We start from the raw sequence: 24108 nt of genomic DNA, 5'->3' as shown, positions 1-24108 counted from the left end.
GAGCTTTTACTCATGCTTCAATGAGGAAACTTCGCTGTAATGCCAATGCCAGTGATGCCTAGAATGCCGCATGCCAATCCATCTCGTACTTCTTGTTCTGTTCGCCGCGCTCCTGCACGCTAGCTGGAACGCGCTGCTGCGCGGCGGCGCCGACCGGCTCTGGTCGATGACGATGATGTGCGTGGCCATCGCCATCGTCTGCGTCATCGCCGCCTTTTTCATGGACGCGCCTGCACCTGAGAGCTGGGGTTATGCGCTGCTCTCGGCACTGCTGCATGTCGGCTACAACCTGTTTCTGGTGCGCAGCTATCGGGTCGGCGACCTTGGGCAGATCTATCCGATTTCCCGTGGCTCCTCGCCGGCGCTGATCACCCTCGGCGCCGCGCTGTTTGCCGGCGAAACCATTACCCCCGGCGAACTGCTCGGCATCGGTCTGGTATCCGGCGGAATCATTTCCCTGGCCTTTCGCGGGCGCAGCCTGTCGGTGCCGAGCCTTCCGTATGCGCTGGGTACCGGTTGCTTTATTGCCGCCTACAGCGTGGTCGATGGCATTGGCGCCAGACTGTCGGGGGCGCCGCTGGCTTACACGGTTTGGATGAGCGCACTGTGGGGCGTGCTGATGCCGCTGGTGTATATCGGCCTGCGCGATGCTCGCAGTCTGTTTTCCGTACGGCCCGGAATGCTGACCGCTGCGGTCGGCGGACTGGTCTCGTTGCTGGCCTACGCAATCGTTATCTACGCCATGAACGAAGCGCCACTGGGCGCGGTGTCAGCCTTGCGCGAAACCAGCGTGTTGTTCGCGGCGTTGCTCGGCTATTTGTTCCTCGGTGAAAAACTCACCGTCCGCAGGATTCTGGCGTGCGTGGTCATTGCCAGCGGCGCCATCATCATCGGCTGACACAGCCCAACTGCTCAGGAGAACGTCGCATGGACAAAGTCTCGCAAGCACCGCTGATTCTGATCACCGGCGGCAGTCGCGGAGTCGGCGCGGCCACCGCCCGACTCGCCGCAGCACAAGGCTACGACGTTGCCATCAGCTACGTCGCCAACGAGTCCGCTGCGCTGGCGGTGGTGGCCGATGTCGAAGCAATGGGTCGCAAAGGCCTCGCGGTGCGTGCTGACAGTTCTGACCCCGAGCAGGTTGCTGAACTGTTCTCGGCCATCGATCGCTCGTTCGGACGCATCGATGTTCTTGTGAATAACGCTGGCGTGCTGGCGAAGCAGTCACGCATGGAGGACCTGAGCTTCGAACGCATGCAACGCATCTTCGCGGTCAATGCTCTGGGACCGATCCTGTGCGCGCAGCAAGCGGTGAAGCGCATGGCTTATCGGCACGGCGGCACAGGTGGGGCAGTCATCAACGTTTCTTCTGCCTCGGCGCGCTTGGGCAGCCCCAATGAATACGTCGACTACGCAGCATCGAAAGGCGCGCTGGAAACCTTCACCATCGGCTTTGCCAAAGAAGTCGCGCGCGAGGGTATTCGGGTCAACTGCATTCGCCCGGGCCACATCTATACCGACATGCACGCCAGCGGCGGCGAGCCGGGGCGGGTGGATCGCGTGAAGGACTCGATCCCGATGGGCCGAGGCGGACAGCCGGAAGAGGTGGCGCGGGCCATCTTGTGGCTGGCCAGCGCGGAGGCTTCGTTTGTTACCGGGACTTTTCTTGACGTGACGGGTGGCAAGTAGTTCCTAGAGGCTATCGGGGTCGCCAAAGAACATCTGAATCCGCGACCGTAACCACCGCTCCCCCGGGTCGTTGTCCTGCGACCCGCGCCAGGCCATATGCAATTCAAAGGTCCGCGTAGGCAGTGGCGGGTCTTCAGCACGCAGACCGCCGGCCGCCGTCAGTGCCTCAGCTGTGTAATCCGGCACGGTCGCGACAATATCGGTGCCTGCCAGCAACGTGCCCAATCCGTTGAACTGCGGCACGGCCAGCACCACGTGGCGTTTGCGTCCGAGCTTTTCCAGTTCTTCATCGACAAAACCACTGAGGTCGCCTGCGAACGACACCAGTGCGTGCGGTCGGGCGCAGTAGTCGTCGAGGCTCAGCGGCCCCGGCACGGTGTCGGCGCGCAGCAGCTTCGGTGCGCTGCGGCGCAGGACCTTGCGCTTGGCGTTCGCCGGCAGGTCGGTGGTGTAGCTGACGCCGATCGAAATCTCGCCGGAGGCCAGCAGGCCCGGCATCAATATGTAGTTGACCCGTCGCACCACGAGGACGATGCCTGGTGCTTCGGCACGCAGGCGCTTGAGCAGCATCGGCAGCAGGGCGAATTCGACGTCGTCGGATAATCCAATGCGGAACACCGACGTGCTGGTCGCGGGATCGAAATCGGCGGCACGACTGACGGCGGTCGAGATCGAATCGAGGGCAGGCGAGAGCAGGGCGAAGATTTCCACCGCGCGCGCGGAGGGTTCCATGCTGCGGCCGGTGCGGACAAACAAGGGATCGTCAAACAGGCTGCGCAGGCGCGATAAAGCGGCACTGATAGCCGGTTGGCCGAGGAACAATTTTTCCGCGGCCCGGGTCACACTGCGTTCGTGCATCAATGTTTCGAACACGATCAGCAGGTTCAGGTCGACACGACGCAGGTCATTACGATTCATCTGGAGTCCTGGCAGAGTCATCAAACTTGACGAGGGCGGCCATATGAGAACAATGGCCGGCATGAATCTTACGGGGAAAGGCTGGTACTCTGCACCGGAAAATTCAGCTTTACTGCGACGGTGGCAGGCCTTTTTTCATGGAATTTGCCAATGCCGCCCTTGATGCGGAATCAATGACAGGCATGTCGACTATTAATAGCCACTGATGGTCTTGGGTCAAAAGCCCAGATAGAGTTCATGGCATTAGAGGTTACTTTGACGAGGTTTGCGATGTCCCGCACGATCCGTTTTCACAAGTTTGGTCCGGCCGAGGTGCTCAAATGCGAAGAGCATGCGGCTGCTCAGCCAGGTCCTGGCGAAGTGCAGGTACGTGTCGAGGCAATCGGCATCAGTTGGTACGACACCCTGTGGCGCCAGAATCTGGCGTCGTCCCAGGCACGTCTGCCTTCGGGTCTCGGTCATGAAATGGCTGGCGTGGTTACTGCGGTGGGCGCTGATGTCGACGACCTGTCCGTCGGCGACAAGGTAGCCAGTTTTCCGGCTGAAAGTCCGAACGATTATCCGGTGTACGGCGAGTCGATCGTTCTGCCGCGCACCGCGCTGACCCGCTACCCGGATGTGCTCAGCCCGATCGAAGCGAGCGTGCATTACACGCCGCTGCTGATCGCCTACTTTGCCTATGCCGATCTGGCGCGGGTCAAACCCGGTCAATTTGCGCTGGTGACTGACGCCAGCCACTGCGCCGGCCCGTCGTTTGTCCAGCTTGGTAAAGCGCTGGGTGTGCGAGTGATCGCCGCGACCAAATCGGCGGAGGAGCGCGAGTACCTGCTGTCCCTCGGCGCGGAGAAGGTCATCGTCACCGAAGAGGAAGATCTGTTGATGCGCATCAACAAGATCACCGACAACCGCGGCGTCGATGTGGTATTCGATGGTCTTGGCGGTCCGCAGATGTCGTTGCTCGGCGATGTGCTGGCGCCACGCGGTAGTCTGGTTCTGTACGGCCTGCAGGGCGGCAATCAGACTCCGTTCCCGGCGTGCGCAGCGTTCCAGAAGAACATCCAGTTCTTCGTGCACTGCATCGGCAACTTCACCGGCAAGCCGGAGCTGGGCATTGTCCAGGATCACGTCGCTCTGCAACGTGCTCTGCGTGACATCAACCAGTTGACCGCTGACCGCGTGCTCCTGCCGCTAAAGACTCGTGTATTCGCGTTCAACGAGTTCGTTGAAGCGCATCGCTACATGGACGAATGCCCATGCCGCGAGCGAGTGGCCCTGCAAGTGGAAACCGCGTAAATCCGCTCATCAGAGTCCGTGGCCGCCACGGACTCTTTTCTGTTTAGATCCTCCGCTGTCAGTAAACCCTTCCCGATATCGAAGCATCGGCCCTTCAGCAACTGAACTGGTTTTTGCCTTCGATCTGTATCTTCTAATCACACTATAAGCACTGATAATTGAATGATTACTTTCATCTCAAGGAATGAGCTATGGCTGTGCATTCAATTTGTCCAGGGCAATATCAAATGGCTGGCTCGGCTGGCTTCGTCAATTTCTGTTTAATTGCTGTAGGGCGTTTCGGAAGTTGCTTCTCCTTTTCTTGTAATGATTTGTCGTGGGACGTTGTGGGAAGTTTCCTCAGATCATTTGTGGATGGCAAAAGGTCAATGAATACGGGCGGTTGAGCGCCATGCTTGGCATCTGGGAGGATTTTTTCAGGTCAAGTGTTTCAAATAACTACAACTTTGTAAGTGTTAGCATTTCAGCGTCTATTACTTATTGATCAAATTGTCGCGCGCTCATTGTCATGTCTGCGCGGCATGAAACTTTTGATACCGGGTAAATACCGATGAGCACGATCCATGATCAGGCAATGAATTATGTCTATCAGCAAGTATTGCAGCGTCTGCTGAGTTTCTTTTCCCGAGCCGAGCGCACGGCATTGCAGTTGCTGATACAGCGCCTGGTGGTGGCCGCTGGCGGCATGGAAAACATCGGGCAGTTCAAGGTGCTGGTGCATCAGTCCGGCCTGCGTGACAGCTGTTACACCCTGGCCCTGCTTCGGGCGGCGCAACTGACCATTGCCGGCCGCGCCCCGGCGACTTTCCAGCTGCGCGTGGCCTCCCTTCGCTGGAATGGCGACAGCCCGGTCGCCCTGCAGAACCTGCATCGCAGCTACAGCGCTCTGTTTCTTTATGACGATCCGCGGGTCGAAGTGCTGATGGTCGATAACCGCGAGGTGCTGCCGTTCGACCATCGCACGCCTGTCAGCGATGAGGGGCGTGAGGCCAGTCGCGTCAATCTGCTGCTGGTCGGGCACTGTCGCACCTGGCTTGAAACCCCTGAATTATGGGATGAAGCCTATCTGGCGACGGCCGAGTACTACAGCCAGATTGCCCGTTGGAACAATGGTGTCGACGCCATGATCAGCACTGAAAACAAAGGCAGTCAGCAGCAATTTCTCGAGGGTCTGAACCGCGCCATGCAGCGTGTGGCGATAGCGGGGCCAGGCAACGTCAATGCCGGATTCGAAGCGCTGTTTCCTCTGCTCGACGGGCTTGGTGACAATTTCTATGGCGAGCTGCTCCCGGAAGGTGACCGCATTGCCTGGCGCCCCGAAGGCGAGTTCGAGGCCTGCCGACGTACCAGTTTTATCGACATCAACGACATGATGGTTGGCAAAATCGAAGATCGTTGGCTACTGCTGGGAGAATTTCTCGGTTATGAACCCGACGACCTGGCGCTGTACCAGGGCGAAGCGATTTTTGCTGACCCTTTGATCTCGGCACATGTGCGAGGTTTGTACGCCCGGTTCATCGAAGGGCGCGCCTATGAGGCGGGCATCGACGACTACGTCCGGCACACGCTGGCCGACATGCGGCGAAAGCAGGTTGCCGAGCCTGTCTGCGAGCACTTGCTGTCCAGCTACGACAACGCCGGCGGACCAGAGCAGCTGCGCACGCTTGCCGAGGATTACCTGAGCAATGGTTTCGGATTGAACGAAACGCAGTTGGCGTGCCTGTTGTTCGCACCATTCATCGACAGTGGCAAAGGCCTCGAGCGGTTCCTGCGCAACTGTCATCCCGGCATGCTCGTCGCCATGCCTGACCTGCACCGCGCCATGCAGGGCTTGCACGCGCCAGAGCAAGTGTTGAAGTGGCTGACGGAAGTCAGCGGTTTGCCGGTGAGGCTGGTGATCCGTCTCTATGCGATGGGCCCCGTACAGATTCAAGCACCCGCCGAATGCGCCTTGGAAAATGCGGGATCGGATGAGGTGGGTTCCGCCTCGCCATTCGAGCGGTCGACGGAACGCTGACCGTGAGCCAGGAGGTGGATTGTGAACCGCTGTGTACAGGAACAAGGTTGTGAAAGGCGCGCGGGACAATGACTTCGTTTACCAAGCCGTTTATCGATATCTGACAATGCTGATTGATGATGCAGGGGGGAGCACCACGGTGCGCCTGCCATCGCTGCGTCAGCTGGCTGATCGGCTGAATGTATCCATCTCGACAGTGCAGTACGCCTATTCGCTTCTGGAGAAGGAGGGCCGGGTCTATTCCATAGCGAAATCCGGGTATTACGCGCAAGCGCTGTTCCATCTGGATGCGCCCGGCAACGGCAATGATTTGCTGGAGACCGTATACGTCAACGCCAGACGTCCCGGGATGTGTGTGTTGAGCGCCGACGAACCGGCCTCGCTGCAGCCGCTGGACAGTCCGTTGCTGACATTGGAGCGTGAGCTTTTGCGTCAATACCCGCGTCAGCTACAGACATTCGTACAGCCTTGCGGTGAGCTGGAATTGCGGGTTGCGCTGGCGGCTCGGTACACCAGCTCCACAGAGCATTTCTGGCACGCCGATGACATCTACATCGGAGCTGATCTGCGCGGGGTCCTGGAGATCCTGATTTCGGTCCTTGAATTGCGCCAGGCCACCGTGATCGTCGAATCGCCTTGCGACTGGGTGATATTGCGCCTGCTCGAATCGTCCGGCGTACGCGTGATCGAGTGGTCATTGCTGGCCGAAGGCGTGCTCGATCTGTCGACACTGGAATCACTGTTGCAGAACGAGCCGGTGCGTTTGATTCTGTTGTCTTCGGTATTGAGCATGCCCCAAGGCAACGGCCTCACCCATGAAAATCAGCAGGCCACCGCGCAGTTGCTCAATCAACATGGCGTCTGGGTGCTGGAAAACGACTGCTACAGCGAACTTGACGAGCGCAACGATTCGCAGCGATTGCGAACCTGGCTTGATCCTGATCGCCTGCTGGTGTTTTCCACTTTCGAAAAATTCATCGGCGCTGAAGCGCCATTCGGTTTTGTCTTGTCGCGTCACTGGCGCGAGGCGTTGCAGCGCCATTTTCTGCTGCGCGCGTTTCGATTGTCACCCATTCGCCAAAAGGCCATTGCCCGGCTGTTGAATGGCGGGCGGCTTGATCAGCATTTATGCGTGTTGCGGCGAATGCTGGGCGAACGGCGGGCGGTGTTGATCCAGGTAATGCGCGAGCGTCTGGGCGATGCCCTGCATGTCATCGAGCCGCAGGGCGGGGCGACGGTGTGGGTGCGTTCGTTACGGCCGGTCGACATGACGAATGTGTTCCACCGCCTGCTCAAGCAACAGATCATCGTGGCGCCCGGCGAGCTGTTCAGTCTGCAAGGGTTGCACTCGGATCATCTGCGTTTAAGCGCGTTGAACCACGGCGAGCGCGACTTGCCGAGTGTCATCGGCCTGCTCGGCGATGCCTTGCGCCTGTCGCCCAGTCAATAACGTTAAAAAACATCGGGCGAGTTTCGGATACATCCCGTCGCACAGTGGTCAAACTGCCAGTAAACTGCGCTGCATTTCCTGAACCACTCCGATTTCAGAGGTTTTTGCATGACACTCAGTCCTTTTGCGGGCAAACCGGCACCGGCAGAACTGTTGGTCGATATCCCGCGACTGGTTACGGCCTATTACACCGGCCAGCCTGATGCATCGATTTCTACCCAGCGAGTGGCGTTCGGCACCTCCGGCCACCGCGGCAGTTCGTTCGATTTGAGTTTCAACGAATGGCATGTTCTGGCCATCAGCCAGGCGATCTGCCTGTATCGCGAAGCCCAGGGCATCACCGGCCCGCTGTTTGTCGGCATCGACACCCATGCATTGTCGACCCCGGCCGGCGCCAGCGCGCTGGAAGTCCTCGCCGCCAACGGCGTCACCGTGATGATCGCCGAAGGCGATGAGTACACGCCGACCCCGGCAGTTTCCCACGCCATTCTCTGCTACAACCGCGGCCGTACCTCTGGCCTGGCGGACGGTATCGTCATCACGCCGTCGCACAACCCGCCACAGAGCGGTGGCTACAAATACAACCCAACCAACGGTGGCCCGGCCGATACCCACATCACCAAGTGGATCGAAGCCAAGGCCAACGAGCTGCTGGCGAACAAACTGGCCGGGGTCAAACGCATCAGCTACGAGCAAGCGCTCAAGGCCAGCACGACCCATCGTCACGATTACTTGAACACTTATGTCGCCGACCTGATCAACGTCATCGACTTCGATGCCATCCGCGACGCCAAGCTGCGTCTGGGTGTCGATCCGTTGGGCGGAGCAGGGGTGCGCTACTGGTCGGCCATCGCCGAACACTACCGTCTCGACCTGGAAGTGGTGAATAAACAGGTCGATTCAACGTTCCGTTTCATGACCGTCGATTGGGACGGCCAAATCCGTATGGACCCGTCGTCCAGCCACGCGATGCAGGGCCTGATCGGCCTGAAAGAGCGCTTCGACGTGGCGTTTGCCTGCGATCCTGACCACGACCGCCACGGCATCGTCACGCCGTCCGGTGGTTTGCTTGCGCCGAACAACTATCTGGCGGTATCCATCGACTACCTGTTCCAGAACCGTCCGCAATGGCGCGCTGATGCTGCTGTCGGCAAAACCGTGGTCAGCAGCGGTTTGATCGACCGCGTGGCCAAGCGCCTGGGCCGTCGCCTGTACGAAGTGCCGGTCGGTTTCAAATGGTTCGCCGATGGCCTGTTTGATGGCTCGCTGGGTTTTGGCGGTGAAGAGAGTGCTGGCGCTTCGTTCCTGCGCAAGGATGGCGGTGTATGGAGCACCGACAAGGATGGCCTGATTCCAGCCTTGCTCGCCGCCGAAATGACGGCGCGCACCGGACGCGATCCAAGCCAGGCCTACCGCGCCCTGACCGATGAACTGGGCGAACCGTTCTCGGTACGCGTCGATGCCAAGGCCAACCCTGAGCAGAAGGCATTGCTGAGCAAGCTGGCGCCGGAGCAGGTCACCTCGACCGAGCTGGCGGGCGAAAAGATCCAGAGCATCCTCAGCCACGCACCGGGCAACGATCAGGCCATTGGTGGTCTGAAAGTCATGACCGAGAACGGCTGGTTCGCCGCGCGTCCGTCGGGCACTGAGGATATCTACAAGATCTACGCCGAAAGCTTCCTCGGCGACGACCACCTCAAACAACTGGTGGCCGAAGCGCAAACTTTGGTGGATGGCGCCATTTCCAGCAAATAATGCGCACATGAAAAAGGGCAACCGTAATGGTTGCCCTTTTTTATTGCCTGCAGATCAAGCCAGGTCGACCAGTACGATCTCGCTGTCTTCGATCGCCGTGACCGTCAGCACTTGCTCGTGTGCCACCGCCACGCCGTCACGCGCTTGGGCACGCAAGCCATTGACTTCGATCACGCCGGTGGCCGGAACCAGATAGGCGCGACGCCCCTCGTCCAGTCGGTACTCAGCGGTTTCACCGGCCTTGATGTTCGCGGCGACCAGACGCGCATTGGCGCGAATGTGCAAGCTCTCATCGTCGCCGTCCTTGCCGCTGGCCAACGTCACAAAACCCTCACGCTCGCCTTTGGGAAACGGCTTGGCACCCCACGACGGCGGCGCACCGGTTTCGGTCGGCAGAATCCAGATCTGGAAGATCTTGGTTTCCTTGTCCTCCAGGTTGTACTCGCTGTGAGCAATGCCGGTGCCAGCGCTCATCACTTGTACGTCGCCAGCTTCGGTGCGGCCCTTGTTGCCCAGATTGTCCTGGTGCGTGATGGCACCTTCTCGCACGTAAGTGATGATTTCCATGTCGCGGTGCGGATGCTGCGGGAAACCGGTGCCTGCAGCGATGATGTCATCGTTCCACACGCGCAGGTTGCCCCAGCTCATCCGTTGCGGATCGTAGTATTCGGCAAACGAAAAGTGGTGATGCGCGTCCAGCCAGCCGTGATGGGCACCGCCCAGCGAGCTGAAGGGTCTGAGTTCAAGCATGATCGTCTCCTTAATAAGGTTCGTCAGGGCGAGGCCCGTGGTTGATGACGACGATCATCTATCAGGCAATCATCGATAAAAAGCGCAAAAACTGCCGCATCATGATCAGGTTATTTGATGGGAATCCCCCTCGACATCGTCTCATCCGACTTTCAATTCGTCGCCTAAACCGATGACCTGTAAGCATTTCGCTAGAACTCATCAGCAAATCCAGACACCATAGCCGCCACAGCCTCACACCCTGGAGTCCGTCAGCGTGGCGCAACACATCCCCGATCTTCCCCCTGAACTTCGTCCACTGGCCGAGATGCCCTGGTTCAAACGTCTGGCCGCGCGATTCTTTGGTCACGGTCTGACCAAGCTGCGCGCCCAGCACCGGGCGTCGTGGCTGCACGGGCAAGCCGACGGATTTCGCAGTGGCCACACCGCTGGCGTCGAATACGGTTTCAAGGAGGGCAAGCTTGAGGGGTTGGAGGAAGGCCGCCAGGTTCTGCTCATTCGAGACAGCCGCAACACCGAGCATCGGCCGCCCAGCGTCGATAACAACCTGTTCGATGACTGGCGCCTGCCGCTGACGGCGGAACTGAAGAAGCGCATCAAGGCTGACGTCGCCCGTTTGCTTCCGGCCCACGCCCAGCCCAGCGCCGCGCAGTGGAAAATGATCTTCAGCGATACGCCGTCCACCTCGGTGGTGGCTGGTGCCGGCGCCGGCAAGTCGACCACGCTGGTGCTGCGCATTCTGTTGCTCAGCCATTATCTGGGTTTTGAGCTGGATTCGATGACCGTGGTGACCTTCACCCGCGAATCGCGTAAGGACTTCATCAACAAACTCATCGAAATCTTCACGCTGTGGGGCCAGCCGCTGAACCTCAAGCAGGCCCGCGAGCTGGTCAGAACCTTCCACTCACGCATTCTGCCGATGGTCCGCAGCCTGCCGGGTTTCGAGCGTTTGCAGGCCTTCGAGAATCTCAGCGATCGCCCGCAAAGCGGCGCAGAGGAGGTCGACAGCAATCCGTTTGACCTGCGTATCAATGACGCACAGCGCCAGCAACTTAATGCTTGTTATCACCGGCTGTTCAACGACGATGAGCGTTTCCGCCAGTTGATCCAGCCGCTGTCCCGCGCGGGTTTGCAATTAAAGGAACTGGAACGCGATCACCCCGATGTGCAGAAACGCATGGCGGTCACCGAACTGGCGGCCAAGCGCGATGAAGAGCTCTGCGATGTCATCGAGGATCTGTGGTTTCGCGCCGGTGCGTGGCCTATCCAAGGCATTGAGCCGAGTCGGCAAACGTTTGAAATCAACGGCTCGCGTTTCCACGCTCACGGCTATATTCCCGGTCTCGATGCCTGGGTGGTGCTCGGCTTTGATCCCAGGGAAAACGCCCAGCTGACCCGACCCAACGCCAAGCTGAGTGTCCGTGCAGAATGGGCGGTCAAGCGCACCCTGTTTCAAGCTTTCTGCCGTAAACCATTGATATGGATGGATAGTTACGAGTCATCCAGGCGCGTTCTTGCTACGTTGGCCGGAGATGCCAGCGCCGGTCCCGGCTTTGATTACAAGGTCAAAGGCGAGCTGGCATCCGCGCCATTGCTGGACTGTTTTGTCGCCGCAGCGGGCTTCATCGAAAACCTCGGCCTGGATGTGCCGGACGCGGTCAGTCGGATGAGCTTCGCCAGGGACGATCCCGATCGGTTTTTCTTTGAAGCCCTGAGCCTGTTCTGGCGCGCATTTGAAGATCACCTGCTGGATCAGAAGCCGCCGGTGATGACCTACAACCGCATGTTCGCGTTGTTCAGCGAGCACTCGCCGGAAAACCTCAAGCTGCTCAGCGATGAGTTGCTGCGGCCGATGGCGCATTTGATGATCGACGAATTCCAGGACGTCTCTCCGCAGATCGTTTCGTGGATTCGTGCCAGCCTCAATGAAATCCGCAGCCGTGGCCCGGCCATGCATGTCGGGCGAGGGGCGCAGCGGTCGTCGCTGCTGTGCGTCGGCGATGACTGGCAATCGATTTACGGCTGGCGCGGCAGTTCGCCGAGCTACTTCATGGAGTTCAACAAGGAATTCCCTTCACCGAGCACAACGCGGGTCATGCTCAGTGACAACTACCGCAGCCACCAGCACATCATCGACGCCGCCGAACACATCGTCCGTGCCGCGCCAGCGATAGCGGGCAAGAAGGCCAAGGCCAGTGGTGAGCCCAAGCCGCTTCACCCGGTCAACGTGCTTGAGCGGGATGATGAAGCATTGGGTCAGCGCCTGGCCGAGCATTACCGGCGCGGCGATTCAATCTTGATGCTTTATCGAAAAAGTAGCGATAAGTTGTTGATAGAGCGGCATATTCAGCCTGTACTTAATGTAGATTCGAGCTTGCTCTACGACGCGCGGCGGCTGAAACAACTGACCTATCACAGCGCCAAAGGCTTGCAGGCTGATGCAGTATTCCTGCTGGGTGATTGCCAGCATCTGACCAGCTCTCCGTACAAGAATCAGGTTTATCGCATGGCGGGATTGGGCGAAAGCGGTGACAGCGAGCCATACGACACTGCACAAAAGGACGAAATCCTGCGCCTTGCCTACGTCGGTATCACACGCGCCGTCAGTCATTGCTACTGGTATGTCGAGCCGCAGGACGCCCAAGCGGTAAACATGCCGCGGGCCTCGGATCGAGTTGCCAGGGGCAAGCCTTTCTTCGTCGATCATCGGATCGAAAAGGCCAGCGCCTGATCAATAAAAAGCCCGCATCACTGCGGGCTTTTTATTTTAAATCAGGCACTTATGCGTAGTTCTTGAGAGATTCCGGAGGAGTGAAAGCTTCCAGCTCATCCTCGATGGCTTCGATGATTCGCTCGACGTCCGCCGCGTTCATCACCGTTGCGCAGGGAATGCCGGCGATGGCGATCATGGTTTCGCCGCTGGCACGATCAAACAGACGGGCGATCATGCTGCCCGGCGCATCCATCGTTGCCTCGAAACCCATTGGATGAAAATGCCAGCGCATCAGCTGGCAAGCGTTGGGGAAAGTGACCTTGCTGAACCCTTTATTCATGGTGTTGCCCGCCTGCTTCATCGAGCGCTTCCTTTTGCTCATGTTAGGTGGGAAGAGCCTTCATTGGCTCAACCAGTGCTTGAGCTTTAAAAGTAGCATCCGTGTGTGAAAAAACTGTGAGTTTTTTCAGTCCGTTTAGCGATTGATTCGCATTTTTTGATGTAAGTCACTGGCTCATCGATTATCGCCAAAACGCCACTATGGATTTTTCGTTGAAGCGGCAGAGGAAGTTGGGCAAGCTCGGTTCTTTTTCGCCGAGCCGCTTATGCACGCCGATGACGACGGCCCAGAACAGACCCAGGCCACGGCCGCCACGGTCATGCGCTATCACCTGAGCTGGAAACACCGGGATCTGGACAGCGTGATGGCGCTTTATCACGCCGATATCCAGTACAACGATTTCTTTCAGAATCGCGTACTTGGTCTGAACGAGTTGCGCGAATACGTGCGCGTGAGCATGCCGCGAGAATCCGACGAACTGCTCGAGCATTGCGACCGAATCCGGGTGGACGGCAACACCGCGTTCATTCAGTACGAGGTGACCTTGCGCGGCGGCGATGGCCTGGTGTCGTTTCGCTCCAGCGAAGCGATCACGGTCAAGGACGGTTTGATCTGGCGCGTCAACGAGTATGCCTCGCTGGTGCGTACTCAAGCCGACGGCAGTTCGGCACAGAGTCAGCGTCCGGCGGTCAGTCGGCTGGGTCTGTCACCGCGGCAACTGAGTTTCATGGCCGAAGACCTGCAGCAGTATTTTCAAAAGCAGCAGCCCTATCTGGACCCTGAGCTTGACCTGCAACGGGTGGCGAAGGAGTGCGGGTACAGCCGCAATCAGATTTCCTATCTGCTCAATCAGGTGCTGGGGCAAAGCTTCTATCGCTACGTCAATCAGGCGCGCCTGCAGCATTTGCTACGTGCGCTGGACAGCGCCACGCCGCCGTTACGTGTCGACGAGCTGGCGTTTGCCGCCGGCTTCAATTCGCTATCAGCGTTCTACAAATGCTTTCGCGAGCACACCGGTCAGTCGCCCAAGGCCTACGCCAAACAAATTTCTCTGCGGGCACGCGCGCAAGACATCCACTGAAGGCAGCCACTAGGATCGACGCCATCGAAAGTTTTCAGTGGCGGAGTCTGGCATGTCGGCGTGGCGCACGATCAGTTTGTGGATGGATCAGCTCGATGAGCCGCTATTGGCGCGGCCTGCGCTTGAGCGCGATCTGGACGTCGACGTGGCCATCATCGGCGCCGGTTACACCGGACTGTGGACGGCGTACTACCTGAAAAGACAGGCGCCCGGCCTGGATATCGCCATCGTCGAGGCGCAAACCGCCGGGTTCGGTGCTTCCGGGCGTAACGGCGGCTGGCTGATGGGTAATTTGCTGGGCGAGGATCGCTTGCTCGCAGGCTTATCGCCGCAGCAACGGCGGGCGTCGTTTGATCTGCTGCACAGCATCCCCGATGTAGTGGAGATCGTCCTCGAACGCGAAGGCATCGACTGCGATTACCGTAAGGGCGGGGTGCTTTATTGTGCTGCGCGCTATCCAGAGCAGGAAACCGTTCTGCGCGATTACCTGAGCAAGCTGCATGCCCAAGGTCTGACTGACGACGATTACCGCTGGCTCAGTCCCGAGCAGTTGGCCCAGCAGATCCGCGTGGCCAAGCCCTACGGCGGCATCTTCGCGCCTCACGTTGCGACCATTCACCCGGCGAAGCTGGTCCGTGGTCTGGCGCGGACCGTGCAGAACATGGGCGTGAAAATCTACGAAAACAGCCCGGTCACCCACTGGCAACCTGGCAGTCTGCGTACCGCCAAGGCCAGCGTGCGCAGCCGTTGGATCGTCCCGGCGGTGGAAGGTTATTCGGTGACCTTGCCGCCACTTGGCCGTTATCAATTGCCGGTGCAAAGCCTGATTGTCGCCACGGAACCGCTGTCCGCTGCGACCTGGGATGAAATCGGCCTCAATCGCGGCCAGGCCTTCAGTGAATTCAGCCGCCAGGTCACCTACGGCCAGCGCAGTGCCGACAATCGTCTGATCTTCGGCGCCCGTGGCGGGTATCAGTTCGCCGGCAAGCTGCGCCATGACTTCAACCTCACCCGCGATGAAGTCGAGTTGCGCCGCTATCTGTTCGGCGAACTGTTCCCGCAGCTGAAAAATGTGCAGATCACCCATGCCTGGGGCGGCAACCTTGGCATGTCGCGGCATTTCAAGCCGCACATGCTTTGCGACCGCGCCAACGGCATCGCGTTGTCCGGCGGATACGGCGGGGAGGGTGTTGGTGCCAGCAACCTCGGCGGACGCACCCTGGCGGATCTTATTCTGGAGCGCGACAGCGAACTGACCGAGCAACCGTGGGTGCTGCCCGACGGCGGCATTCACGCGCTGCGTGCCTGGGAGCCAGAGCCATGCCGCTGGCTCGGCTACAACGCGATCATCAAAAGTTTCGTGCACGAAGACCAGACTCTGGCCAATCCCGCGACCGCACCTTGGCGGCGCAAGCTCGCCAGTCGGGTCGCCGGATTCATGGAAGGTTTCATGCATTAAACGCCGTTTCCCTCAATAAACAGGTCACGCCATGAGCATCACCCACTTCAAGAACACCGCCACGCTTGAGCTCGAAGAATCCAACCCTGTCGCCGTGCCCCTCGGCGAACCCGTCGCAATTGCCTCGACCACCGGTGTCGAGCGCGACGACGGTGTCGAAACCGGCGTCTGGGAATGCACCCCGGGCCGCTGGCGGCGGCAGATCACCGCGCAGGAGTTCTGCCATTTCATTTCCGGGCGTTGCACGTTCACTCCTGACGGTGGCGGCGAAACCCTGCACATACAAGGCGGCGACGCACTGATGTTGCCAGCCAACACGCTCGGGGTCTGGGATATCCAGGAAACCGTGCGCAAGAGCTACGTGCTGATTTTCTGATTGTTTGATCCTTTGATTGCCTGCCAACAAAAAAAGCCCATACAGGAATCGCCTCATGATCCAGAAAACCCTCGCATTGGCGCCGCTGCTGCTGGCCGCTTCCGTCAGTCACGCGGCCGAGACGGTCAAGGTCTACAACTGGTCCGACTACATCGCCCCGGACACCACGAAGAACTTCCAGAAAGACACGGGCATCGGCGTCACTTATGACGTCTACGACAGCAACGAAACCCTCGACGGCAAGTTGATGACTGGCAAATCCGGTTACGATGTGGTTTTTCCGTCGAACCACTTCATGGCGCGGCAGATTCAGGGCGGGGCGCTGAAGAAACTCGACAAGAGTCAGTTGCCGAACTGGAAGAACCTCAACCCGGCGCTGCTCAAGGCCTTGCAGACCAACGACCCTAATAACGAGCACGGCTTCCCTTATCTGTGGGGCAGCACCGGTATCGGCTACAACATTGCCAAGGTCAAAGCGGTGCTGGGCGACAACGCGCCGGTGGATTCCTGGGATCTGATCTTCAAGCCCGAATACATGGAGAAACTGCAGAAGTGCGGCGTGGCGATCCTCGACAACGGCCCGGAACTGCTACCGGCGGCGCTCAACTACCTCGGCCTGCCGCACCACAGCAAGAATCCCGAAGACTACAAAAAAGCCGAAGCGCTGCTGATGAAAGTGCGGCCTTACGTCAGCTACTTCCATTCCTCCAAGTACACCAGTGATTTGGCCAACGGCGACATCTGCGTAGCAGTAGGCTTTTCCGGCGACATCCTGCAAGCGGAGAACCGCGCCAAGGAAGCGAAGAACGGCGTCGAGATCGGTTATGCGATTCCCAAGGAAGGCGCGGCGATATGGTTCGACATGGTCGCCATGCCCGCCGACGCACCGGACGAAAAGGCCGGCTACGCCTTCATGAACTACCTGCTGCGCCCCGATGTCATGGCCGGGATCAGCAACTACGTGCATTACGCCAATGGCAACGAACAAGCCGACAAACTCATCGACCCGGCGATCAAGAACGACACCAAGGTTTACCCGAGCCCGGAGATGATGGGCAAGCTGTTCGCGCTGGAAGCGATGCCGCTGAATATCGACCGGATCCGGACGCGGGTGTGGAACAAGATTCGCACCGGTAGCTGAGTTTTTTCAGGCCAACATACAAGACCCCTGTGGGAGCGAGCCTGCTCGCGAAGCGTTTTGTCATTCGACACTTATGTTGACTGGCTTGGCGCCTTCGCGAGCAGGCTCGCTCCCACATTCGTTATTCAATGAATCAGGATAGTTGATATCAAAGCACTGGCACCGCTGACTGAAAGTGTGACTTGCCCAACAAATCCAAACTTACCTATATTTAATATTTAAATAGAAAATCGTCAGACAATTTCCACCCTCATCGCAACTAAAAACAATCTTTCCTCCCCGCGCGCTTTGTTTACGGCAGTTTCCTGATACCACCAAATTGGATCGCAAAAAAACTCTTTACGACAGATTTCCAATTGTGTCAGGTTCGTTACGCCTTCATTGGGCGAGTGATAGGACGATCTCGCCAAAGATCGTCCTGTCGGACAAAAACTGTTCCATTGCTAAACAAGGAAGTGTGTTTATGTCGAAAGTTAAAACCAATGCTGTTGATTCCGCCGAACAGGCTTTCCAACTGGCCGCGTTCAGCTCGGCGTACAACCAGATCAATAGCTTCAGCCATCAGTACGACCGCGGCGGCAACCTCACGGTCAATGGCAAACCCTCGTACACCGTCGACCAGGCGGCTACGCAATTGCTGCGTGACGGCGCTGCCTACCAGGACAAGGACGGCAGCGGCAAGATCGACCTCACCTATACGTTTATGACTTCGGCCTCGAACAGCACGATGAACAAGCACGGCATCAGCGGGTTCAGTCAGTTCAGCGCGCAGCAGCAGGCGCAGGCCAAGCTCGCCATGCAGTCGTGGGCCGATGTGGCGAATGTCACCTTTACCGAGAAAGCCTCGGGCGGTGACGGGCACATGACCTTCGGTAACTACAGCGGTGGTCAGGATGGCGCTGCGGCGTTTGCCTATCTGCCGGGGACCGGCGCTGGTTATGACGGTACTTCGTGGTACCTGATCAACAGCGGTTACACGCAGAACAAGAACCCGGATCTGAACAACTACGGGCGTCAGACCCTGACCCACGAAATCGGCCATACCCTGGGCCTTGCTCACCCTGGCGACTACAACGCCGGCAATGGCAACCCGACTTACAACGACGCGACTTATGGCCAGGACACCCGTGGCTACAGCGTCATGAGTTACTGGAGCGAAAGCAACACCAACCAGAACTTCAGCAAGGGTGGCGTCGAAGCCTATTCGTCCGGCCCGCTGATGGACGACATCGCAGCCATCCAGAAACTCTACGGCGCCAACACCACCACCCGCACCGGCGACACCACCTACGGCTTCAACTCCAATGCCGGCCGCGATTTCCTCAGCGCGTCGTCGTCGAGCGACAAGGTGGTGTTCTCGGTCTGGGATGCCGGCGGCAAGGATACCCTGGACTTTTCCGGGTTTACCCAGAACCAGAAAATCAACCTCAATAGCGCTTCGTTCTCCGACGTTGGCGGCATGGTCGGCAACGTGTCGATCGCCAAGGGCGCAGTCATCGAGAACGCGATTGGTGGTTCGGGCAGTGATCTGTTGATCGGTAACAGCGTGGCCAACGAACTGAAGGGTGGTGCCGGCAACGACATCCTCTTCGGCGCTGGCGGTGCCGACAAGCTGTGGGGCGGCGCCGGTTCGGACACCTTTGTGTTCGCCGCCAGCTCGGACTCCAAGCCGGGGGCGATCGATCAGATTCTCGATTTCGTCAGCGGTCTGGACAAAATCGACCTGACCGGCATCACCAACGGCGCGGGCCTGCACTTCGTCAACAGCTTCACCGGTTCTGCCGGCGACGCAGTGCTGACCTCGTCGGGCGGCAACAGCCTGTTGTCGGTGGATTTCTCCGGGCATGGCGTGGCTGACTTCATCGTCAGCACCGTTGGCCAGGCAGCGACCAGCGACATCGTGGCGTGATGTGAAAGGAAAGCGGCGCCTCGTGCGTCGCTTTCTTCGCTTGCATCGGCCTGATCGCCGAGCAAGGCTACGAGCGGAAGTGAAATGTCCTATGCGCGGAAATGTTTTTACGTACACAACGATGGCATGGCTGATGGCAGTCACGCTGATGATGACCGGAGCGACAAGCATGGCGAGCAGCCTCAGACTCGATGACCCCTCGGCATTTGCCGGGCGCTGGCAGGCCACATTGACCGGTCACAACGACACACCCGAAACGCGGTCGTTGCAAGACAAGCCGTCGAACACTTGCCTGGTCGAGCTTGCGCCGAACCAGACTTTGGGCGAGGGCACTGAATGTCTGGCCGCGTGGTTGGGCGAAGCGCCGATAAGCTGGTTTCCGGAGCCCGATGGCATTTCCATCACCGGCAAGGAAGGTTCGAGGATCGCCTTCTTCAGCCGCCAGCGTGATGGCATTTATACAAAGGCCTTGAGCGCCGAACTGCTTATTACGTTAGAGCGCGCAGCGCAGTAGGCAATGGTTGTCGAGTGAAAGAAAGTTGATATAAGCCAGTGGTCGTGCGTTATAAGCGCGGCATCGGATCAAGTTGTTATGAAATTGTAAGCGCTACTTGCAAGTCATCTTTGGCAGGCAGGCGGAATATCAATGGAATGCTCGTCCGGTAATGACGAGGCATGAATTCAGGAAGAATCAATGAAGATGGCGAAGTCTCCTGCCACCGCTCCGTTAATCAAGGCATTGGGCGACTATAAAAGCATTCTGATCAGCGTCGGTTGTTTCACCGCGCTGATCAACGTGTTGATGCTGGTACCGTCGATCTACATGCTGCAAGTCTACGACCGGGTGCTCTCGTCGCAGAACGAAACCACCCTGGCAATGCTGTCGTTGATGGTGGTCGGTTTCTTCGCCTTTATCGGGCTGCTGGAAGTGATCCGCAGCTTTATCGTCATCCGCATCGGCAGCCAGCTGGAGCGTCGCTTCAATCTGCGCGTCTATCAGGCCGCGTTCGAGCGCAACCTGTTCAAGGGCGAAGGCAACGCCGGGCAGTCGCTGGGCGACCTGACCCACATTCGCCAGTTCGTCACCGGCCCGGCGCTGTTCGCCTTCTTCGATGCGCCGTGGTTCCCGGTTTATCTGTTTGTCATCTACCTGTTCAACGTCTGGCTCGGCGTGTTGGCGACGGCGGGCGCGTTGCTGCTGATCGCGCTGGCGTGCCTCAACGAATACATGACCAAAAAGCCCCTCGGCGAGGCCGCCGGTTTTTCCCAGCAGTCCAGCCAGTTGGCCACCAGCCACTTGCACAACGCCGAAACCATTCAGGCGATGGGCATGCTCGGCTCGCTGCGCAAGCGCTGGTTCGGGGTGCATTCGCGCTTCCTCGGCTTGCAGAACCAGGCCAGCGACACCGGCGCGGTGATCAGTTCACTGAGCAAGACCCTGCGCCTGTGCCTGCAATCCCTGGTGCTGGGCCTGGGCGCGTTGCTGGTGATCAAGGGTGACATGACGGCGGGGATGATGATCGCCGGTTCGATCCTGATGGGCCGCGTGCTGAGCCCGATTGATCAGCTGATCGCCGTTTGGAAACAGTGGAGCGGGGCGAAGCTGGCTTACCGCCGTCTCGATGCGCTGTTGCAGGCGTTTCCGCCCAGCGACGAGGCGATGGCACTGCCGGCACCGAAAGGCCAGATCACCTTCGAACAAGTCAGCGCCGGCCCGCCCGGGCAGCGTGCAGCCACTTTGCACATGGTCAATTTCAATCTGAGTGCTGGTGAAGTGCTGGGTGTGCTCGGCGCTTCCGGTTCCGGCAAATCGACGCTGGCTCGAGTGCTGGTCGGCGTGTGGCCGGTGCTGGGCGGCACCGTGCGCCTCGACGGCGCTGATATTCATCGCTGGAACCGCGATCAGCTTGGTCCTTACATCGGTTACCTGCCGCAAGACATCGAATTGTTCAGCGGCAGCATCGCCGAGAACATTGCGCGCTTCAGCGAAGCCGATCCGCAAAAAGTCGTAGCCGCCGCGCAGCAGGCCGGCGTTCACGAAATGATCCTGCGCCTGCCGCAAGGCTACGACACGCAACTGGGCGAGGACGGCAGCGGTTTGTCCGGTGGCCAGAAGCAACGCGTGGCCTTGGCCCGCGCGCTGTACGGCACGCCAAGTCTGGTGGTGCTGGATGAACCCAATTCCAATCTCGATACCGTCGGCGAAGCGGCACTGGCCAGCGCCATCGCGCAACTCAAGGCTCAGGGCACCACGGTGATTCTGGTCACCCATCGTTCTTCGGTGCTGGCTCAGGCTGACAAATTGCTCGTGCTCAACGACGGCCGTTTGCAGGCGTTCGGCCCGAGTCAGGATGTGCTCAAGGCACTTTCCGGTCAGCACGAACAGCAACGTGAAAAAGCCGCACAAACACCGGGCGGGCTCAGCATGAGCCGGCAGTATCAGCCCTCGACAAGGAATTCGGGTGTATGAGCAGCGCCAGCATGAACACTGAAAACGAAGCGACCATGGAACACTGCTACATCACCGAATGCCCGGAACGCGACGCGAAATTCTTCGCGCGCATGGGCTGGATTCTGGCCATCGTCGGCGCTGGCAGTTTCTTCACCTGGGCCGCACTGGCGCCGCTGGATCAGGGCATTCCGGTGCAGGGCACCGTGGTGGTCTCGGGCAAACGCAAGGCTGTGCAGTCGATGAGCAGCGGCGTGGTCAGCCGGATTCTGGTGCGCGAAGGCCAGATCGTGAAGCAGGGCCAGCCACTGTTCCGCCTCGATCAGACGCAGGTCGCCGCCGATGTGCAATCGCTGCAGGCGCAGTACCGCATGGCTTGGGCCAGCCTCGCGCGCTGGCAGGCCGAGCGCGACAACCTCAAACAAGTGACCTTTCCGGCCGAACTGAGCAACGACCCGGATCCGCGCCTGGCGCTGGTGCTGGAAGGCCAGCGGCAACTGTTCAGCAGCCGCCGCGAAGCGTTCTCCCGGGAACAAGCGGCACTGCGCGCCAACATTGAAGGCGCCACTGCGCAACTGGCCGGCATGCGCCGCGCCCGCAGCGACCTCAATGCCCAGGCCAGTTCCTTGCAGCAACAATTGAGCAATCTGCAACCGCTGGCCGACAACGGCTACATCCCGCGCAACCGCTTGATGGACTACCAGCGGCAACTGTCGCAAGTGCAGCAGCAGCTGGCAGAAAACACCGGTGAAAGCGGCCGCGTGGAGCAGGGCATCCTTGAGTCGCGCCTGAAGTTGCAGCAGCACGGCGAGGAATACCAGAAGGAAGTGCGTACGCAACTGGCCGATGCGCAGTTGAAAAGCGTGACGCTGTCCGAACAGCTGACCTCCGCCGGTTTCGATCTGCAACACAGCGAGATCCTCGCCACCGCCGATGGCGTGGCGGTCAACCTCGGTGTGCACACTGAAGGCGCCGTGGTGCGTCAGGGCGAAACCTTGCTGGAGATCGTTCCGCAGGGCACCACCCTGGAAGTGGAAGGGCACTTGCCGATCAACCTGATCGACAAGGTCGGCACGCATTTGCCGGTGGACATCCTGTTCACCGCGTTCAACCAGAGCAAAACCCCGCGTGTGCCCGGCGAAGTCAGCCTGATCTCCGCCGACCAGATGGTCGATGAGAAAACCGGTATGCCGTATTACGTGTTGCGCAGCAGCGTCAGCGATCAGGCCATGGAAAAGCTCAACGGCCTGGTGATCAAACCCGGCATGCCGGCGGAAATGTTCGTGCGCACCGGTGAGCGTTCACTCCTCAACTACCTGTTCAAACCGCTGCTCGATCGCGCCGGTTCTGCGTTGACCGAGGAATAAGGATGTTCGGCTGTATGAAAAAGCTTTGCATGCTGGGGGCCGCAATGACGCTGCTCGCGAGTCACTGGGCAGTCGCGGCCATGGGGCCATTCGAGATTTACGAACAGGCATTGCGCAACGATCCGGTCTTTCTCGGTGCAATCAAGGAGCGCGATGCCGGCCTGGAAAACCGCGTGATTGGCCGCGCCGGCCTGCTGCCTCGGATCGGCTACACCTACAACAAGGGCCGCAACTCGTCCAAGGCTACGTCTCTGGATGATCGCGCTCGCAATCGTACTGATGAGCGCAACTACAACAGTTACGGCTCGGCATTGACGGTGCAGCAACCGCTGCTCGATTACGAGGCTTACGCCGCGTATCGCAAGGGCGTGGCGCAGTCGTTGTTCGCCGACGAAGCGTTTCGCGGCAAGAGTCAGGAGCTGTTGGTGCGCGTGCTGGATAACTACACCAAAGCCTTGTTCGCCCAGGACCAGATCGACATCGCCCAGGCGAAGAAGAAGGCCTACGAACAGCAGTTCCAGCAGAACGAACACATGTTCAAGCAGGGCGAGGGCACGCGCACCGATATTCTCGAAGCCGAGTCGCGCTATGAGCTGGCGACTGCCGAGGAGATCGAAGCGCGCAACGAGCAGGATGCCGCTTTGCGCGAGCTGGGCGCGCTGGTGGGCGTGCCGGCAGTGGACATCGGCGATCTGGCGCCGCTTGGTCAGCAATTCCAGACCTTCACTCTGCAACCGGCCAACTTCGACACCTGGCATGAGCTGGCAATCAGCAACAACCCGAATCTCGCTTCGCAGCGTCAGGCCGTGGAAGTGGCGCGCTATGAAGTCGAGCGCAACCGCGCCGGGCATCTGCCGAAAGTCAGTGCTTATGCCTCGATGCGCGACAACGAGTCCGAAAGCGGCAACACCTATAACCAGCGCTACGAAACCAACACCATCGGCCTGGAAGTCAGCGTGCCGCTGTACGCCGGCGGCGGGGTGTCTGCTTCCACACGGCAGGCCAGCCGCACCATGGAACAGGCCGAATACGAGCTGGATGGCAAGACCCGCGAAACCTTGATCGAACTGCGTCGACAGTTCAGCGCCTGCCTGTCCGGGGTGAGCAAATTGCGCGCTTATCAGAAAGCCTTGAAGTCGGCCGAGGCGCTGGTGGTCTCGACCCGACAAAGCATTCTGGGCGGCGAACGCACCAATCTCGATGCGTTGAACGCCGAGCAGCAATTGTTTACCACGCGCCGCGACCTGGCCCAGGCGCGTTATGACTATCTGATGGCGTGGACCAAATTGCATTACTACGCCGGGACTTTGAACGAACAGGACCTGGCGCGGGTGGACGAGGCATTTGTGGTCGCGCAACAGCCCTCACCCTAACCCTCTCCCAGAGGGAGAGGGGACTGAC

At 59.3% G+C, this 24108-nt stretch carries 19 protein-coding genes; 16 read left to right on the top strand and 3 right to left on the bottom strand.

What is annotated here, in order from left to right:
• The first annotated feature begins 70 nt into the window (after positions 1 to 70).
• Positions 71 to 898 (top strand): DMT family transporter, encoded by an 828-nt coding sequence (locus tag PS14A_RS13155; RefSeq protein WP_212616411.1) that lies wholly within the window; start codon positions 71 to 73, stop codon positions 896 to 898.
• A 29-nt stretch (positions 899 to 927) separates the two neighbouring features.
• On the top strand, positions 928 to 1689 hold the full coding sequence (locus PS14A_RS13150; protein ID WP_137213684.1) for an SDR family oxidoreductase: 762 nt from the start codon (positions 928 to 930) through the stop codon (positions 1687 to 1689).
• 3 nt (positions 1690 to 1692) lie between these two features.
• Here the strand turns inward: PS14A_RS13150 and PS14A_RS13145 are convergent, their stop codons facing one another.
• Positions 1693 to 2607, bottom strand: coding sequence for a LysR family transcriptional regulator (locus PS14A_RS13145; protein WP_016774850.1), 915 nt, complete (start codon positions 2605 to 2607; stop codon positions 1693 to 1695).
• A gap of 270 nt (positions 2608 to 2877) precedes the next feature.
• Here PS14A_RS13145 and PS14A_RS13140 point away from each other — a divergent pair, with 270 nt between their 5' ends.
• The 4 genes from PS14A_RS13140 to pgm all read left to right on the top strand — a co-directional run bounded on the left by PS14A_RS13140 (position 2878) and on the right by pgm (position 9122).
• Positions 2878 to 3900: a zinc-dependent alcohol dehydrogenase family protein gene (locus tag PS14A_RS13140; RefSeq protein ID WP_016774849.1), complete on the top strand. Its 1023-nt coding sequence runs from the start codon at positions 2878 to 2880 to the stop codon at positions 3898 to 3900.
• 550 nt (positions 3901 to 4450) lie between these two features.
• Positions 4451 to 5917 carry a hypothetical protein gene (locus PS14A_RS13135; RefSeq protein ID WP_212616410.1) on the top strand — a complete coding sequence of 489 codons (1467 nt, stop codon included), beginning with the start codon at positions 4451 to 4453 and terminating at the stop codon, positions 5915 to 5917.
• A gap of 49 nt (positions 5918 to 5966) precedes the next feature.
• Positions 5967 to 7367, top strand: coding sequence for a PLP-dependent aminotransferase family protein (locus tag PS14A_RS13130; RefSeq protein ID WP_212616409.1), 1401 nt, complete (start codon positions 5967 to 5969; stop codon positions 7365 to 7367).
• Positions 7368 to 7475: 108 nt separating this feature from the next.
• On the top strand, positions 7476 to 9122 hold the full coding sequence (gene pgm / locus PS14A_RS13125) for a phosphoglucomutase (alpha-D-glucose-1,6-bisphosphate-dependent) (protein ID WP_095180093.1): 1647 nt from the start codon (positions 7476 to 7478) through the stop codon (positions 9120 to 9122).
• A gap of 54 nt (positions 9123 to 9176) precedes the next feature.
• On the opposite strand, the gene PS14A_RS13120 is transcribed toward pgm, so the two are convergent.
• Positions 9177 to 9872: a pirin family protein gene (locus tag PS14A_RS13120; RefSeq protein WP_016774845.1), complete on the bottom strand. Its 696-nt coding sequence runs from the start codon at positions 9870 to 9872 to the stop codon at positions 9177 to 9179.
• A gap of 256 nt (positions 9873 to 10128) precedes the next feature.
• On the opposite strand from PS14A_RS13120, the gene PS14A_RS13115 reads away from it, so the two are divergent.
• Positions 10129 to 12603 (top strand): UvrD-helicase domain-containing protein, encoded by a 2475-nt coding sequence (locus PS14A_RS13115; RefSeq protein WP_212616408.1) that lies wholly within the window; start codon positions 10129 to 10131, stop codon positions 12601 to 12603.
• A gap of 49 nt (positions 12604 to 12652) precedes the next feature.
• Here PS14A_RS13115 and PS14A_RS13110 read toward each other — a convergent pair whose 3' ends face one another.
• Positions 12653 to 12925, bottom strand: coding sequence for a DUF1652 domain-containing protein (locus PS14A_RS13110; protein ID WP_039761582.1), 273 nt, complete (start codon positions 12923 to 12925; stop codon positions 12653 to 12655).
• Between the two features lie 265 nt (positions 12926 to 13190).
• Between PS14A_RS13110 and PS14A_RS13105 the strand changes: the two genes are divergently transcribed.
• The 9 genes from PS14A_RS13105 (at position 13191) to PS14A_RS13065 (ending at position 24080) form a co-directional block, all read left to right on the top strand.
• Positions 13191 to 14006, top strand: coding sequence for a nuclear transport factor 2 family protein (locus PS14A_RS13105; RefSeq protein WP_212616407.1), 816 nt, complete (start codon positions 13191 to 13193; stop codon positions 14004 to 14006).
• 52 nt (positions 14007 to 14058) lie between these two features.
• Entirely contained in the window at positions 14059 to 15465 is a 1407-nt protein-coding gene (locus tag PS14A_RS13100; protein WP_212616406.1) for an FAD-dependent oxidoreductase, read from the top strand.
• A gap of 31 nt (positions 15466 to 15496) precedes the next feature.
• Positions 15497 to 15841, top strand: coding sequence for a cupin domain-containing protein (locus PS14A_RS13095; protein WP_212616405.1), 345 nt, complete (start codon positions 15497 to 15499; stop codon positions 15839 to 15841).
• A gap of 55 nt (positions 15842 to 15896) precedes the next feature.
• Entirely contained in the window at positions 15897 to 16982 is a 1086-nt protein-coding gene (locus tag PS14A_RS13090; protein WP_212616404.1) for a polyamine ABC transporter substrate-binding protein, read from the top strand.
• Between the two features lie 463 nt (positions 16983 to 17445).
• Positions 17446 to 18891, top strand: a complete 1446-nt coding sequence (locus PS14A_RS13085) for a serralysin family metalloprotease (RefSeq protein ID WP_212616403.1) — start codon at positions 17446 to 17448, stop codon at positions 18889 to 18891.
• Positions 18892 to 18982: 91 nt separating this feature from the next.
• A complete protein-coding gene (locus PS14A_RS13080; protein ID WP_212616402.1) occupies positions 18983 to 19405 on the top strand; it encodes an AprI/Inh family metalloprotease inhibitor in 423 nt (140 codons plus the stop codon).
• A 180-nt stretch (positions 19406 to 19585) separates the two neighbouring features.
• The gene (locus PS14A_RS13075; protein WP_197890506.1) at positions 19586 to 21361 is read left to right on the top strand and encodes a type I secretion system permease/ATPase; all 1776 of its coding nucleotides are present in this window, start codon (positions 19586 to 19588) and stop codon (positions 21359 to 21361) included.
• Positions 21358 to 22707, top strand: coding sequence for an HlyD family type I secretion periplasmic adaptor subunit (locus tag PS14A_RS13070; RefSeq protein ID WP_212616401.1), 1350 nt, complete (start codon positions 21358 to 21360; stop codon positions 22705 to 22707). Before PS14A_RS13075 ends, PS14A_RS13070 begins: the two co-directional genes overlap by 4 nt.
• A gap of 2 nt (positions 22708 to 22709) precedes the next feature.
• The gene (locus tag PS14A_RS13065; protein WP_212616400.1) at positions 22710 to 24080 is read left to right on the top strand and encodes a TolC family outer membrane protein; all 1371 of its coding nucleotides are present in this window, start codon (positions 22710 to 22712) and stop codon (positions 24078 to 24080) included.
• The last annotated feature ends 28 nt before the right edge of the window (positions 24081 to 24108 follow it).

It is taken from the genome of Pseudomonas sp. 14A (assembly GCF_018132745.1).
In the GTDB taxonomy this organism is placed as follows: Bacteria; Pseudomonadota; Gammaproteobacteria; order Pseudomonadales; family Pseudomonadaceae; genus Aquipseudomonas; species Aquipseudomonas mercuritolerans.
This window is presented reverse-complemented; position numbering and strand designations above follow the sequence as displayed.